Genomic DNA, 13,916 nt, shown 5'->3' with positions numbered 1-13,916 from the left:
CAGCCAGAGGAACGTAGGTCAGAGCGGTTCGACCGGGGTGTCGACATTTGTGTCGAGGTCGATGAGCACGCCGGCCTCCCGGACCCAGGGGCCTTGTCGCGGCGGGGCCATTTCCACCCAGCCGGACTGCCCCGGGGGTAGTGGTTCGACTGGCTCCAGGCCGAGTCGAAACCCGGTTTGTCCTTCCGGTACGGGGTCAAGGCGGTCCGACCATTCGTCGTGTCTGCCGACGGCATCGGGGTAACTGGTCCGCGTCACGAGCCGAACCCGGGTAGCGGTGGCGGTGGTCTCGGCGACGGGGAGGATGGCCGACCAGTCCGCTTCGAAGATCCCGGTCAAGCGCTGTTCGCCGTCGAGCAACTCGGGCCCGGTGAAGTACGCGCTCCAGCCTGCACCGGCGAGGAGCATCGAATAGGTCCTGGGGCGCTCGATGCCCCCGGGGTCGGTCCATTCCGCCGACAGACGCCCGTCGTGGAGTGGTTCGACCCGGGCCACGACCGTGGTGATCATCTCGGGGTTGTCCGATGGGTGTTGCGTGCGGAATCGAAGCCAGTAGCCGACGCGGTCGCCCGCGGTGGGGATGGGGGCCATCCCATCCATGATGTAGTCCGCTGGAACGAGGACTCGCACATGTGTCACAACCCTATTTTGAGGCAATCGGCGTCCGGCCCGCGCGGAATTTTCCGAGCCCGGTGCTGCGCTGCGGACATGCTGTAAGCCTCAGCGAGTCCAACCGACGGTGTGTGTTGCAGCGAGGATGGTGCGTTCGGTGCCGGGCCGGTCGATCGGCGACGACTCCCAGGTGCGGACAGCGGCGTCGATGTCGTCGAGGACGGTGATGGCGTGGCCGGACCCGGGCCGGAGTGCAGGTGCTGCAGGGGTATCGCACGAGATGTGGGCTCCCACCACGGCGTGAACGAACCCGTCGGCGATGCAAGCGGAGAGCATCTTGCTGTGTACACGCGCGCCTGCGGCATGAGAGCCGTCACCGAGGACATCCACATCTCCTCGGCGAGGTCGAGTTGTGTGCGAGTGATACTGCCGCGGTGGCGAACCCGCTGATCGCCGGGCACACGGTTCTCGAACCTCCCGACGATGTACGAGACGACCGCAGCAACAGCGGGCGGGACGAGGGGCGGTGTGCTGTCGAGTTCGGCTTTCACGACCGACCTGTAGTCCAGGCACGCACGCGCAAGGGTGTACCCGTCGCCTTCACCGATCGCCATGGCTGTTGCGGGGAAGAGGAAGTCGTCGAAGTAGTCGAGGTGCGTCGGCATTGTTCGGCGCATGCCGTCGGCGTCGGCCATCGTGATCTCCGGGCGCATCAGATACCAGCCGAGGACGTTGCGTTCCACGTCTTGCAACCACATACGTCAGCCTGCGCGTGAGGGGAAACAGCGGACGACGCCGCCGTGGCGCAGGTTACCTGGCCCACAGTGAACCGCAGAACGAGACGAAGTCCAATGAATTCGCTGACGCAGACATCGAAAGCGCAGCGCAAGAATCGATTTGGCGCGGTGAACGAGGCGGTCGAGACAGCCCGTCCGCCAGTGAGCAAACTGGAGGCGTGAACGTCTTCTTTCCGAACCTGGAGCCGCGTCTGCGCGCGGCGTGGACATCGTCCGGCGGGATCGGGATTTTTGCCTCGGAGATGCCTACCGCGTGGGTCCGTGCGCTCGGGCGGCTGGGCGCCGATCTGCACGTGCGTCAGTACGCAGGCCGCGTCACTCACGTCGAGTGGGTGGTGCAGTACGACCCCGACGGTGGGTTCGCTTGGCTCAACAGTGCGGTCACGTCGGAGGCGATGGGTCGAGCGGGTTTCTTCGGTAGCGGGTCCGGCGCGCAAGTGCACGCCGATGAGGAAACGATCTTGCTTTCGATGGCGGACCTGGTGTCCACGGCGCTGGCGGAGTGTGGCGTCGCTTGGCCCCACGCCGACGGCGGCGGGTTTCTCACACCGCGATCACTGAGTGGTGTCGCCACGTGGAGCGATCGGTCTGGACTCGACGTGTCGATCGGGACCCTGGCAACGGTCGGTCAGTAGGTGAAGCCCCGCTCGCGCTTGATTCAACGCGTTCGTGGTGGGTCGGCCGCGACGATGTCGAGTCGGGTCTGGGCGACGAGCCGGGGGATCGTCGCTTCGGATCCGCTGATGTAGGCCCACGTCGGGTCGACGTCCGATGCCACACACCAGGCACGGTCGGCCGGCCAGATGAACGCTGCCGGCGGCATGTCGGGAGTGGGCTGGGCGCACCACTGTCCGACGTCGCTGAGCGGGCCGGAGAACAGATGGTAGGTGCGATTGGGGATGGCTACGACGGGTGGACCCGGCGTGATGGTCTCATCGATTCCCGGCCACCCCTCCCACAGGCAGAAGTAGCAGAATTGCGGCGTGGTGGTGTCCGCGGCCAGTATGTCGCAGAGCTCGGCGACGACGGGGCCGTCGCCCTGCTCGCCGAGGGGACGTGGCGGAATCGTCGGTCTCGCGGCGTCGCCGTCGTCGGGGATGTAGCGCAGGCGGGCGTGCGCGGGGAACAGAGTGTGGGGCCCAAGCGTCGCGAGCACGTCCCACGCAATTCCAGAATGGGTGAGCCACGCGGCTGGTGCGGGGTCTTTCACTAGTTGCAGGACCATTCCCGTAGTCAAGCAGTAAGAGAACGCCGGCCCAAGATCGTGCACGGCGGCGTTAGCGATGATCCGATATGGCCACGTCCCGCTCGCACGAGGTTCATCTCTGGTCGTTGCCGGTACCGGTGGGATACCCTCGTCGGAGGTGACCCCGAGTCCGCCGCCGTCGTGCGGCGTTCCTCCTACTACTCGGGGCTTCGACATGTACGACTCCGTACCGTCCGAATCCTTGTCAGCGGCAACATCTTCGCCACCACTCCCACCATTCCGCGTTCTCGTGTCGTGGTGGGTGATCGGAGACGGGTCCTTTCCTCGGGCGTCCGTCGGTGATGACGTCGAGGTCTTCGCCGAGCTGATCACCGGAACGTCGTCGCTACTGAACCGTCGGGTGACTGCGTTCGCGGTACCTGCGTACGGGATGGCGCCACGCGAGAGCCGCGACGGCAGGCGACGTTGGTGGCATCTGCTCTACGGCGAGGGGTGGAGCGCCGGGTGGTGGTCGGATGCGCCGCGTTCCGGTCGGGTGGCGGTCGAGGGATACTTCGTGGCGACTCTGGGTAACGACCCCGGCGGCCCGGTCGCGGTGAGCGGCCGGGTGTCGTCCCTGCAGTCGGTGCAGCTCCGCCTGGACCCGCTCGAGGGTGGTGGACGGCGAGAAGTCGGTGGTACCGAGTCGATGACCGAGGTGGACGAGGTTCCCGTCGAGTTCGAGCCGTTCTCCTTCCCGAACGACGGCCTGCCCCACCGCGGGGTGACCGGCGTGCTCGTCGACCTCGAGTTGGGCGACCCTCCGACAGATCGGACTCCGTTCGACCCGGGGGCGGTCGATGCCGGTGCCGGGGTGGTGTGGGTGATGCACCGATCGGACCCGACCGTGCTGCGCATCGACCCGCGTCAGGATCCGCCGGCGGTGCGAGAGTTCCTGCTGCCGTTGCCGATCGAGGAGCCGAGCGGCGACTTCACCCGCCGCGTACACGCTGCTGACGACGGATGCTGGATCGTCGGAATGCACGACGTGCATCGCGTCGTCGTCGACGGTGCCGATACGGTCACCGTCGAGCGTGTGTGCGCCGGCGGCGGTCAGCCGAGTGTCCTCGTCGACGGGCACGTGTACGTGTTCGGGTCGACGTCGGATCGACTAATGGCTGATCGACGGCACGGATTGATTCGTTGGCCGGCCGATGCGGTGGCGTTGTGGGTGTGCGACCCCGCGACGCAGTCGTTGCGGGAGGTGACCGATCGGCAGACCGTGTTCGAGGTGCGGCGACGTGGTCGGCGGCCGGACGTGGTGACCGACGCCGACGGTGTCCAGTGGATGTCGGGGCGCCGCGGGGTCCTGCGCCGCACGGGCAACGAGACGACCGCCGTCGACGTCGGTGATGCGGCGGTCGGGACGGCGGTGTGGGTGCAGCCGCGGCCCGAGGACGACCGGGCGACTGCGGCCCTGTTGGCCGATATCACCGTCGGTGCCTGGTTCGCCGAAGCCCCTGACACCGATGACGATCCGGAACCCGACAGTCCCGCCGGTGGGAACACCGAGTCCGTGAGCGGTGAGCGGTCGTGACCGGTTCTCGCACTATCGTCATCCGGATCGAGTCGTCGGTGATCGGCGACGGGGAGATCGCGGTGCCGCGCCGCGGCGAGGTGCTGGCTGGGCCGTTGCGGTTCGTCGAGACCGCCGCCGACGCCCCCCATGCGGTCCGTGTGCGCGCGGAATTGGTGCCGTCGGAGCGGCCCCCGATCTGGCAGTACACCGGCGAGGGAACGCCGCGGCGGTGGGAGTGGTCGGGGCTGCTGCGTGGGGACGGGTGGACGGCGTCGTGGCGGGGTGCTGTTCCGCGGACCGGGCAGGTCGACCTCACCGGGGTGTTCTGGGGGACGTTCGGCTACGACACGAAGGGGCGGTTCCGCGGCCGGGTGACGCGGGTGCGGATGGTGTCCGAACGGTACGAGCGCCGGGGCGCCGGGGGTTGGTATCCCGTGCCCGGTTTCCATCGGCTCCGGGAGGTGGACGCGGCGCCGCGGTTTTTCGGGCCGGGGGAGGAACTGCAGGACGGCGACACCGCGGACGTGGAGACCAGTGTCGTGGTCGATCTGGATCTGGACGATGTTCCGGCGCTGCCGGTTCGGCCGGCGCTGGTGCCCGGCGATGTGAGTGCCGCGGGTGGTGTGGTGTGGTTGGTGGATTCCGCGTTGCCGGTGGTGCTGCGCGTCGACGCAGACGACCGCGCGACTCGCGTGATGCTGCCGGGGGCGATCGGAACACAGCGGAGGGTGTACGCGACCCCGTCGGGATGCTGGGTCACCGGCCAGGACGGCACGTTCTGGGTGACCGAGGGTGCGGATCCGGTGCGGGTGGACGATCGGCCGGTGGTCGCCGGCGCCGTGGCCGGTGGGAGTCTGGTGGCATGCACGGGCACAGCGGTGTGGCGGCAGTACATGCCCGGCCGCGAACCGGTCGATCTTCCCGCCATCGCCGGCCACGTCAGTTCGATGGCGCCGATGGGCGATGGCGCCTACGCGGTAGTACTTCGTTCTGATGAGTCGGCCCTGCGGGTGGTGCGGGTGTCGGCGTCGGGGGAGTGCACGGTCGGACCCGCGGTGCCGTTGCTGCCGCGCGGACACGGCAACCCCTTCCTGTTGGGCGATCCACTGCGCGTGGTCCGTGGTGCCGATGTCGGAGTGGTGCAGCCGGATCTGAGTGTGCACGAGGAGCGCGAATTCCCGAAGCGCCAACTCGGAGGGTGTATCTCGGGTGGTGTGTCGTGGACCGTGGGTCGACAGCTACAGGGCAATACGACGGGCGAATCGTGGCCTCTGCCGGGACCTGTGGTCATGAATCCGACGCGGCCGTCATGGGTGCTGACCGTGCACGATCCGGCCGGCCTCGAGCCGGTGACGAGTGTGCCGGTCTCGACGCACGCGCCGAGGGTCGCGGCCGGCGCCGACGGGGAGGTGTTCGTCATCGACCGTGCGGTCCGCCGGTTCCGCACGGACAGCCCCGTGATGGCCGAACCCGAGGTGATCGACGTGGCGAGCATCGCCGCGCGACTCCAGTGACCCGGTCATAGGTGGGTCGCCGTCGCCACCTGTCTGAGAAGGTGAACCGATGAGTGTGGTCGAGACGTTGTTGGCGGGTCCGCGTGGTCGGCGGCTCTTGCTGGAATACGCGCTCACTGCGGACCGGCTGTCGGGGATGCAGTCGCAGAACTCGTTTCACACGGCGGTGTTCCTGGCGGCGTATCGCCTCGACGTCGATCGGGGCTCCGGGGTGGTGATGTTCGGTCCCGGTGCGGAGGAGGCGCGGCGGACGGTGGTGACCGCCGAGGAGGTCGCGGACCGACTCTCCCGCGTGGTGCTGCCGGAGGTCACCGCGAAAGCGGTGCGGCAGACGATGGAGTTGTCGATGGACTTTGCGCAGTACTGGCAGGAACCGGATGGTGCGGACGTTCTCGCCGCGACCGAAGCCGTGCGGGGAGCGCTGCGGCGGGTCGCCGAGCACGTCGCGCAGTCGCCGTGGACCGAGTGGTGGTCGTCCGATGCGGTGCTCACGGAGCAGTGGGCGGTGGGGCGGAGCTTCGGTGACGCGGGCCTTCTCGACGATTCCGCGGTGGGGCGGCCGGCGGCAGAGGTGTTGTCCGAGTGGTCCATTCGTACCGCAGTGGAGGAGGAGCGCGCGGCGCGGGAACGGCCCTTAGATCCCACAGCCAGCGTCGGGGGTGAGTGGTGGTCCAACCCGCCGACGCTGTGTTCGTCTCGCCTGTTGGCCGATGGGACGCCTGCGGGGTTGTGGTTCGTCGAGGACGGCTCGGACCCGGCGCGAGCCGTGTCGCGGCGCGTCACCGTCGCGGAGGGTGCTCGGGTGTTCGAGGTCGACGGCCCACAGGCGTGGGCGCAGTTGTGCCGGCGATTCCCCCTCGAGGTGACGGCGCAGAAGCGGCACGAGTGGTACCGCACCACCGGTCGGTCGGGCCGGTGGGTCATCCCGGACTGGCTACGGGTGGCCGAGGTGTACGACGGTGTCCACCTCACCACGACGGGATACCTCTCCGCTGCGACGACGGCTATTCCGGTCGACGACGACTGTGCGAGCGTCATCGCCGGATGGGCGCCGGACGAGACATACTGGTTCACCGACGCGGCGAGGATCGTCGCCGACGATGTCCGCCTGTGGGTGAGTGAGTCCGACGGGGAGCGGCTCGACTGGGTCGAGGACGACCAGCCACCGGCTTAGGCTGAGGCGATGACAGCGGTGATGCACGGCGAGAGGTCACCTGACGGGGCGCCGGCGCGGTGGGCGTGGTTGGTGCTGGCCTCGATCGTGGCCATTGTCGCCGCGGTGGGTGTCGTCGCCGGGTCGATTCGCGAGTACCAGGTGAGCTCGTGCGAGATCATCGACGCCACCGCCACCTGCATGATGTCCACTTTCGACATCGTCGGGTGGGGTGCGATAGCGGTCGTCGTGGGCGCTGCGTTGCTGTGTGTGATGCCGGCGCTGTGGCCGCGCCCGGCCGCGCGCTGGGGAAGCGTGGCAGCACTGGTGCTCCTCGGCGTCGGATCACTGATCGTGCTGGGCCGCATCGGGTTCAGTGTGGTTGCGGTCGCAGCGCTGGGCTCGATTCTCGCTGCCATGCAAACTCGGCGCCGTTCCGACAGCGGACCGTCGAACGACGAACGCGGCGTCGGGAAGCAGGTGCCCCTACGGGTGCTCATGCGGGACAGTTCAGCTTCTGTCGCCCGAGGGCGGATTGCCGTCGGGCAGCGGGTCACACACGAACGCTGACCCTGATGCGGACGTGCGACGGTCAATGCCACGACGGCTGTGGGCGTCGAATCCGTGGCATACCTGAGCCCGGAAGTCGAGGCTGATTACCATCAGTTCTTTCTGGCGGCTTCCGATGCCGATACGTCGTGGGCGCAGTCCGATGACGAGATGGTCGCTACCTCACCGAACGCGGTGGTGATTCGCACGGGGATCACCACCGGGCCGGTCGCCGTCGCCCTGGCGCAATTGCGAGCCGAGCCCACAGGCCACGCCGATCAGTGGGAGACCGCCGGTCGAGCAGTGGTGGAGGTGCTGCGAGCGAAAGAACGGTGTCAGACAGGCGTCTCCGCTGGCGCCCCGGGCATCGTGGCGGGTGCCGACTGCTGGCACGCTGTGATCGTGGTTCCGTTGATCGTCCTCGTTGCACTCCTCGTCATGTCGGTCACCTCGTTCCGCCTGCGCGACGCGACCGTCTCGAACTGCACTGCCGCAGCATGGATCGGGACGGTGGTGGGCGCTCTCGCGCTAACGCTGAGTAGCTACCGCTGGAACAACCAGCTCGGCTGCCGCGAGGCATTCCCTCGGCATTTCGGCTATCGAGGTCCGAATTGGGAGATGGCACCGTACCCGGTTCAGGACGAGCGGTCATGGTGGCCGCTGGGGTTCTCCTGCCGCGGCGTCAGCGTTTACACAAGAGAATTCGTTTCGATCGAACCCGGCTGGAATCTGACGGTGCTCGTGTACGGGTGTTTCGGGTGCGCAGTCGTCGCCGCGTTCATCGCTGCAAGACGGGTGAGTGTCGTCGTGCGACGTCGCCGCAGCGCGAGCCAGTGACGTCGATCGAAGCCAGGAGCATCTTCGCCCGCCGCCTAGCGACAGCGAAGAATGCCGCGAGAATCAACGGTGGCCAGGACGAACGCCGCTGCCCACGTCGATGCTGACGTGTCGAAACCGGCGTGCTCACGTATGGCCCGGAGCGTTCAACTCAGAGGACGACTCAGTGGCGGCCGTCGGTGCTGCGTGTGGTGCCGGCAATGCGGCCACGCCTTGTCGTGGGCTGGGCACTCGCGGCGTCGGCGAGATCGAGGTTCCTCTGGGAACGCTGGTGGGCAGGTCCCTCGGCCCGGACAAGGCGAACGGTAGCTCGTTGGGGCTGATCGGGAGAATCAATCGACTCGGCCGCGGCGGGGTGGATCGATGCGTCGCTGGCGGTCGACGGGGACGCCCGGGTGGAGGATGTTCTGCAACGCGTGCACGGTGTCGTCGTCGATGTCGACCTCGTTCATCGCGGCCGCCCAGTCCCAGTCGGGTGTGGACCACACGTAGTGCAGCGGGCCCCATCTGGGTGCCCAGCTCCCGTCGGGGGACCGTGGGTTCCGGGCGAGCATGGTGTGCTCGTTGTGCCCCTCGAATGCGCCTGTTGCTTTGTCCGCAACCGGCACGGTGGCGGGGGTGAAGTCGACAGGGACGGGCGCGACGAGGGGTTCGGCGGTCACGGTGTCCGCAAACCACTCCGCCTGACGTCTCTTCACGTCGTCGCTGCGGCGACGGAGTTCGTCCTGGCGCTCTCGTTGCGTCTGTGTGAGACCACTCCAGGCGAACATCGAGGAATCGATAGGCCGGCCGACCGTCAGGTCGACATAGTGCGCGCCCACGCCGACCGCGTCGACCCGGTAGCCGAGTATTCGGCCCGTCTCGATGTCGACCCAGATGCGCATCGGGTGCGGCTTGCGTTCGGGCGGGGCCAGTTCGACTGTCCAACATCGACGGTCGAGGAACGTCTCCTCGGTGATGGGCCCGGTCGGTCTGGTGAAGTCGTCACCGGCCCATTCCGCGGCCGTGCGTCGCTTGATCAGGAACTGATTCTTACCGAAGTAGTGCACCCGATCCGTCGGCCCCACCAGTGGGCGCTGCGGATCGGGGGTGAAGTCCCAGGCGGTGGTGCCGTCGGTAATGAACACGGGGTCACCGTCGTACTCCACGCGCATTGCGGGACCGTGGAGCCAGACGATGCAGTCGTCGACAGCCCGGACGAACATCGACCGGTACCCGGCGGTCTTGAACGTGACCGGGTCACGCTGGGAACCGGGGTCTTCTCGGATGGTCCCGTGCAGCGGTGCGTCGTTCGGTGTGGTGAGTGCGCGCAGGACTTCCACCCATTCGGTCACGATTCACCCTTTCGGTACCCGACGGAGAGTATCGCCGCGACGACGGCGCCGGCCAGGAGAAGCAGGACGACGTCAGCGCTGCGTTGGGCCGCTGAGGTCCCCGACCACGTCAGGACGCGCACGATCACGGCCAGTACGTACAGACCGATGGCGGCGGTGCGCGGATTGCCCATGGTGATGACCGTAAGCGCGAGCCGGGGTATGCGCACGTGAACGACAGTGCGGTCCCTGCTCTGGCTCGGAATCCACGGGCGGGTGAGCCTCTGCTGGCCGTCCCATTGTGCAGCGGGCTTCTACATCACCGTCGATCCGCGCACGAACGGGCTCCAATGAATGACGTCGCGCTGACGAGACACGGGGCCGTAGGGTGACCACGTGTCGTTCTCGTTCCCAATCCTTCTCCGCTTCAGTGCAACTGCCGGAACTGCACTGGTGGCCGTATGGGCTTTGAGCAATGCCTGGCCGATCGACCTGTACCAGGCCGAGACCGCCACTCGCTCCGAATACGCGTTCGGCAACAATTGGTCCGACCTGTTCTTGAATCCGTCGTGGGCTGCGGGCGTTGCCCTCGTGGTGGCCGTGGTAGCAATCCGGTTCAGCGGGGGTAACCGGGCTGCCCCGGTTGTCGGCGCTGTTGTCGGACTCACGGTGCTTGCGGCGCCGTCGGTGGTCTCGGTGCCCACGGGTTTGGCGCCGACGACGACGGGGGTCGCGGCGGGTCTGCTCCTGAGTTTCGCGGTGTCCGCTGCTGGATCGGAACGATCCGCTCTGACCGCTCTGGTTCTCGGTGCGGCGTCCGCGGACCCCGCACGGCGAGAAGCGGATGCGCACCTCGGTTCACCGCGGGACTGGTCGATCAGTCTTCGCGGCAGCGAAGCGACCACGCTGGTTCCGATCGCGGTGCTCGTTCTGGTCGGTGTGGTGGTTCTGGCTTCGTCGAGGTCGTTGCCGCCGTTGCCTACACGGCCGTCAGTATCGCGGTGGGCCGTCGCACCGATTGCAGCGGTCGTCATCTGGGGTGTGTACGTGTCGTTCGGTGACAGCGCATCGTCGGCAGGTCGGTGGGTAGTCGCCGTCGCCGTCACGGTGGCGGTAGTGGCCGTTGTCGCGCTCCGGTCCGGTCGAGACGGTCGCTTCCTTTGCGCCGGCTTGGCGGTCGGTGCCACCACAGTCAACGACGTGATCTGGAGTGGGTGGTGGTTGGCACCGCTTGCTCTGGTGGGGATTGCTTCTGGGGTCGTTCTGGCCCGCCGAATCCCGTCGACGGTGCCGGGGTGCTGCGCGCTGGCGGCAGTGTCCGTTTCCGGACTTTTCTGGGACAACCCCGTCTCGACGATCGCCTACGCCGCGGTTCTCCCTGCGGCCGCCGCCTTTTCCTTCCTGTCGACGCCGGTGTCGGACCCCTCTGTCAAGGCCCTGGGGATTCTGCTGCCGGTGATGGTTGCGGTACTTGGTTTTTCGGCATTGGGGAGGCGGCCGAGCGGAGAGCTGATGTGGGTCACCGATGAACCAAGCGAACTCCCCAGTGCGGGCGCGCTCATCCCGGCAAGTCCGGGTGCGATCACTCTTGCTGCGCTGGCGTGTGTGACGGCAGCGTCGGTCGCATTCGTGATCGGTCGCCGCGCGGCGCGCGCGGTCGAACGGTGACGGGGCCCGACAACAGGGCGGTGCGTCACTATCGAGCCCATGACGCCCCGCACCTACGACCACGGTGAACCTCTGCCGCCCGGGTGGGATTTCCTCGACCGCGAGCAACTGGACGAGGCGTGGTCTCGGTTCCGAGCCGCGCTCGGCGAGCTTCGACCCGGACTGCACGCCGACGACTGGCCGGCGATCACCGAGCCGGCACCGTCGGTCACGTTCGACCTCCGGCTCGACGCGACCCTCGTGCCCGCGATGTGGGCTGCGCGCATGGAGGCGATCAACGCGGAGACTGTCCGCTGCTTGCTCGGCATCGCGGATACTCCCGAAGTCGTGGTGCTGGATTGGCAGCATCCTGGTTACCGCCTCGACCTGTCCGAGCATGCGTCTGCCCCTGACGCCGTGTGGAGGGTGCCGGTTTACCCGGACGGCGATTACTACACCTTCGTGCTGCCCGACTTCAGCGAGGGGACGTTCGGCCACCCGTGGGAGCAGTCGTTGTGTGTGTTCGGTCCGAGACTGGTGGGCACACTGGCCGTCACGCTGTCGACGTGGCTGCCGGTCCTTCGGGTCGACGGGCGCACCCAGTAAGACATTCCCCTGCTCGTGGACGACCCGCCGCCCGTGCGGCTTCCAGCACGCAGGTTCATCGGAGGGTTTACCCAGGCCGGTCCGCACTTCGCCCATCGGATGCGGGAGCGGGGGGATGCCGGGTGCTCCGACGCCTCCGGAGCATGACGTACACCGCCGATCCGACGACGGGCAGGACCCACGCGGACGCGACAGCGAACGCTTTTGTCGACCCCGTCAGGCGACCCTGTGCCGCGATCGAGACGAACGCTCCCACGATGAACCACGCCGAGATGACGACGATACCGACGGCGACATCTACGAAGAATTGATTGAAAGACTCGACGCAGTCCGGGCTGAGGTGACATTCACTCAGGCCGGACTCGGCGAGGACGGTCGACGGCACGGGAATCACACTACCGACCCTGACGCGCGAGGTTGCTGGGTTCGTGCCGACACCGCCGGCCGCCGCTGTCCAGTCCGCTACGGTACGACACTGCTGGAGCATTCCGGCGCGTGAGGGCGTACTCCGTCGGCCGAACGGACTACGAGCGGTTCCGGGAAGATTCTGCCCCGCTGTCCGGCGAATGTCATTGTCGCAACTTCCCGTTGACGCCATAGGGATAGCGTTGACCCACCGCGAACCACAACAGCGGCCCTGATACCGACAGCATGAAGACAACCACCGTCCAGCCGGTCCTTCGCCCGCACTTTCACGTGACGGGCACGCAGAACCGAGACCACAGCGACCGCCCGTCAACGCCATCAAGACGACGCCCGCGAGCTCTATGCGCAGGCCGCATCGAGCATGTTTCCTGCTACGACCGACGCACGGCCTCGTTCGGGTTCGGTCCTGTCACTCTCACCCCGGCCGCCGTTGCCGAATGTCGAACGCTGGAACGCTGGAGTCGTGGTGCCATTGTCGTCCTTGCCGTACTCGTGGTCATGTCGGTCGGTTCGATCCGCCTGCGCGACGCGACCATCTCGAACTGCACCGCCGCAGCATGGATCGGGACGGTGGTGGGCGCTCTCGCGCTAACGCTGAGTAGCTACCGCTGGAACAACCAACTCGGCTGCCGCGAGGCATTCCCTCGGCATTTCGGCTACCGAGGTCCGAATTGGGAAATCGCGCCGTACCCGGTCGAGGACGAGCGGTCATGGTGGCCGCTGGAGTTCACGTGCCGCGGCGTCAGCTCGTACACAGGCGAATTCACCTCGATCGCACCAGGCTGGGGCCTGACGGTGCTCGTGTACGGATGCTTTGGCTGCGCCGTCGTCGCCGCGTTCATCGCCGCCGGACGGGTGAGTCTTCTACTCCGGCGTCATCACGGTGCGACCTGATGAGGTAGGTCGGGGGCCGACCCGGTCACCGCCCACCGCCTGGCGATACCGAAAGAGAGCGCCAGAACGACGGCGACCACGAGGACCACCACGACCCAGGTCGGTGCCGACGTGTCGAAACCGAGGTACCAGGCCGCCGCCACCCCCGAGGCCGTCGCACCCACGCCGCCGACCGGGGCGGCCACCGCTGTCGCTCTGACCGTGCGGGCCGACCACGCGTCGCGCCACCGTGTCATCAACAACCGAACCGCCACGACCGTCGATGCCCACGCCAACACCGCGGAGAACGCGTACAACGGCAACGTCGCGTATTCGGTCGCGATGCCCTCGACCCACGAGGCACCCGCGAACGCGGAGCCGACCACGATCAACGCCGGCGCCAAGCCCACCGATACGCCCAGGACGCCGACTGCGGCGACAGACCCGGCTCGGACGATCGGATCCCCTGACACCCTCATTCCGAGGACGTGCAAGGCCGACCCCAGCACGGCCCCGACCAGAAACCCCACAAGGGCTGCACCGATGAGCGAATAGATGCCCCACGGGAGCGAATCACCGGCGAAGCCTGCGGTTCCCACCACCACGTAGCCTCGGGATCCGCCCGGGGACAGAGCGGCCCCCGACAAAGCGGACCCCAGAACACCGGCGATCATCCCCACTACGCCGAACCCGACGCCCTGTTTCAGCATGGCTCCATCATGGGTTACACGCTGATCAGTGGCATCACACGCGCTGCTCACATGCGAATCGACGGTGATGCTGCCGGGAACGTCGCCGCCCGAGTCCACGACGTCCCCGTTGGT

Annotated in this window: 15 protein-coding genes; 9 read left to right on the top strand and 6 right to left on the bottom strand. The window is 67.4% G+C overall.

Translation table 11 applies throughout. The features are described 5' to 3' along the window. Nucleotides 1–18 precede the first annotated feature (18 nt). Together RC2_RS12220 and RC2_RS18695 are read right to left on the bottom strand one after the other, a co-directional pair. The gene (locus tag RC2_RS12220) at nucleotides 19–591 is read right to left on the bottom strand and encodes a hypothetical protein (RefSeq protein ID WP_139277357.1); all 573 of its coding nucleotides are present in this window, start codon (nucleotides 589–591) and stop codon (nucleotides 19–21) included. Between the two features lie 44 nt (nucleotides 592–635). Then, the gene (locus RC2_RS18695; RefSeq protein ID WP_139277356.1) at nucleotides 636–1,355 is read right to left on the bottom strand and encodes a hypothetical protein; all 720 of its coding nucleotides are present in this window, start codon (nucleotides 1,353–1,355) and stop codon (nucleotides 636–638) included. 212 nt (nucleotides 1,356–1,567) lie between these two features. On the opposite strand from RC2_RS18695, the gene RC2_RS12210 reads away from it, so the two are divergent. Further along, entirely contained in the window at nucleotides 1,568–2,044 is a 477-nt protein-coding gene (locus RC2_RS12210; RefSeq protein ID WP_082895579.1) for a hypothetical protein, read from the top strand. A 23-nt stretch (nucleotides 2,045–2,067) separates the two neighbouring features. Here RC2_RS12210 and RC2_RS19065 read toward each other — a convergent pair whose 3' ends face one another. After that, on the bottom strand, nucleotides 2,068–2,565 hold the full coding sequence (locus tag RC2_RS19065) for a hypothetical protein (RefSeq protein WP_211266809.1): 498 nt from the start codon (nucleotides 2,563–2,565) through the stop codon (nucleotides 2,068–2,070). A gap of 451 nt (nucleotides 2,566–3,016) precedes the next feature. On the opposite strand from RC2_RS19065, the gene RC2_RS12200 reads away from it, so the two are divergent. Genes RC2_RS12200 through RC2_RS12180 form a run of 5 tightly spaced genes read left to right on the top strand, consistent with a single transcriptional unit; the run spans nucleotide 3,017 to nucleotide 8,227 of the window. Further along, on the top strand, nucleotides 3,017–4,192 hold the full coding sequence (locus RC2_RS12200; RefSeq protein WP_139277355.1) for a hypothetical protein: 1,176 nt from the start codon (nucleotides 3,017–3,019) through the stop codon (nucleotides 4,190–4,192). Beyond that, nucleotides 4,189–5,688: a hypothetical protein gene (locus tag RC2_RS12195; protein ID WP_068149733.1), complete on the top strand. Its 1,500-nt coding sequence runs from the start codon at nucleotides 4,189–4,191 to the stop codon at nucleotides 5,686–5,688. The genes RC2_RS12200 and RC2_RS12195 overlap by 4 nt, the downstream gene beginning before the upstream one ends. A gap of 49 nt (nucleotides 5,689–5,737) precedes the next feature. Next, nucleotides 5,738–6,862: a PIN domain-containing protein gene (locus RC2_RS12190; RefSeq protein WP_068149735.1), complete on the top strand. Its 1,125-nt coding sequence runs from the start codon at nucleotides 5,738–5,740 to the stop codon at nucleotides 6,860–6,862. A 9-nt stretch (nucleotides 6,863–6,871) separates the two neighbouring features. Next, complete coding sequence (locus tag RC2_RS12185; RefSeq protein ID WP_068149737.1) at nucleotides 6,872–7,411, top strand: hypothetical protein; 540 nt, start codon at nucleotides 6,872–6,874, stop codon at nucleotides 7,409–7,411. Between the two features lie 54 nt (nucleotides 7,412–7,465). Continuing rightward, nucleotides 7,466–8,227, top strand: coding sequence for a hypothetical protein (locus RC2_RS12180; RefSeq protein WP_072681418.1), 762 nt, complete (start codon nucleotides 7,466–7,468; stop codon nucleotides 8,225–8,227). 332 nt (nucleotides 8,228–8,559) lie between these two features. Here RC2_RS12180 and RC2_RS19020 read toward each other — a convergent pair whose 3' ends face one another. Next, nucleotides 8,560–9,561: a hypothetical protein gene (locus RC2_RS19020; RefSeq protein WP_068149741.1), complete on the bottom strand. Its 1,002-nt coding sequence runs from the start codon at nucleotides 9,559–9,561 to the stop codon at nucleotides 8,560–8,562. Continuing rightward, nucleotides 9,558–9,734: a hypothetical protein gene (locus RC2_RS18950; protein ID WP_156509750.1), complete on the bottom strand. Its 177-nt coding sequence runs from the start codon at nucleotides 9,732–9,734 to the stop codon at nucleotides 9,558–9,560. Before RC2_RS18950 ends, RC2_RS19020 begins: the two co-directional genes overlap by 4 nt. Nucleotides 9,735–9,936: 202 nt before the next feature. On the opposite strand from RC2_RS18950, the gene RC2_RS18685 reads away from it, so the two are divergent. The 3 genes from RC2_RS18685 (at nucleotide 9,937) to RC2_RS18680 (ending at nucleotide 13,113) form a co-directional block, all read left to right on the top strand. Continuing rightward, nucleotides 9,937–11,208, top strand: coding sequence for a hypothetical protein (locus RC2_RS18685; RefSeq protein WP_139277354.1), 1,272 nt, complete (start codon nucleotides 9,937–9,939; stop codon nucleotides 11,206–11,208). Nucleotides 11,209–11,247: 39 nt separating this feature from the next. Continuing rightward, the gene (locus RC2_RS12165; protein ID WP_068149748.1) at nucleotides 11,248–11,793 is read left to right on the top strand and encodes a DUF2716 domain-containing protein; all 546 of its coding nucleotides are present in this window, start codon (nucleotides 11,248–11,250) and stop codon (nucleotides 11,791–11,793) included. A 651-nt stretch (nucleotides 11,794–12,444) separates the two neighbouring features. Beyond that, nucleotides 12,445–13,113 (top strand): hypothetical protein, encoded by a 669-nt coding sequence (locus RC2_RS18680; RefSeq protein ID WP_139277353.1) that lies wholly within the window; start codon nucleotides 12,445–12,447, stop codon nucleotides 13,111–13,113. Here RC2_RS18680 and RC2_RS12150 read toward each other — a convergent pair. Beyond that, nucleotides 13,098–13,901 (bottom strand): hypothetical protein, encoded by an 804-nt coding sequence (locus tag RC2_RS12150; protein WP_139277352.1) that lies wholly within the window; start codon nucleotides 13,899–13,901, stop codon nucleotides 13,098–13,100. The genes RC2_RS18680 and RC2_RS12150 overlap by 16 nt on opposite strands. Between the last annotated feature and the right edge of the window lie 15 nt (nucleotides 13,902–13,916).

The sequence above is a fragment of the Rhodococcoides corynebacterioides NBRC 14404 genome (assembly GCF_001894765.1).
In the GTDB taxonomy this organism is placed as follows: Bacteria; Actinomycetota; Actinomycetes; order Mycobacteriales; family Mycobacteriaceae; genus Rhodococcoides; species Rhodococcoides corynebacterioides.
This window is presented reverse-complemented; position numbering and strand designations above follow the sequence as displayed.

What these genes read in the sequence shown, in the direction of transcription:
- RC2_RS12220 (WP_139277357.1), bottom strand. Translation starts at nt 591, where the DNA reads ATGGCCCCCATCCCCACCGCGGGCGACCGCGTCGGCTACTGGCTTCGA.
- RC2_RS12165 (WP_068149748.1), top strand. Translation starts at nt 11,248, where the DNA reads ATGACGCCCCGCACCTACGACCACGGTGAACCTCTGCCGCCCGGGTGG.
- RC2_RS12185 (WP_068149737.1), top strand. Translation starts at nt 6,872, where the DNA reads ATGACAGCGGTGATGCACGGCGAGAGGTCACCTGACGGGGCGCCGGCG.
- RC2_RS18950 (WP_156509750.1), bottom strand. Translation starts at nt 9,734, where the DNA reads ATGGGCAATCCGCGCACCGCCGCCATCGGTCTGTACGTACTGGCCGTG.
- RC2_RS12190 (WP_068149735.1), top strand. Translation starts at nt 5,738, where the DNA reads ATGAGTGTGGTCGAGACGTTGTTGGCGGGTCCGCGTGGTCGGCGGCTC.
- RC2_RS18680 (WP_139277353.1), top strand. Translation starts at nt 12,445, where the DNA reads ATGAAGACAACCACCGTCCAGCCGGTCCTTCGCCCGCACTTTCACGTG.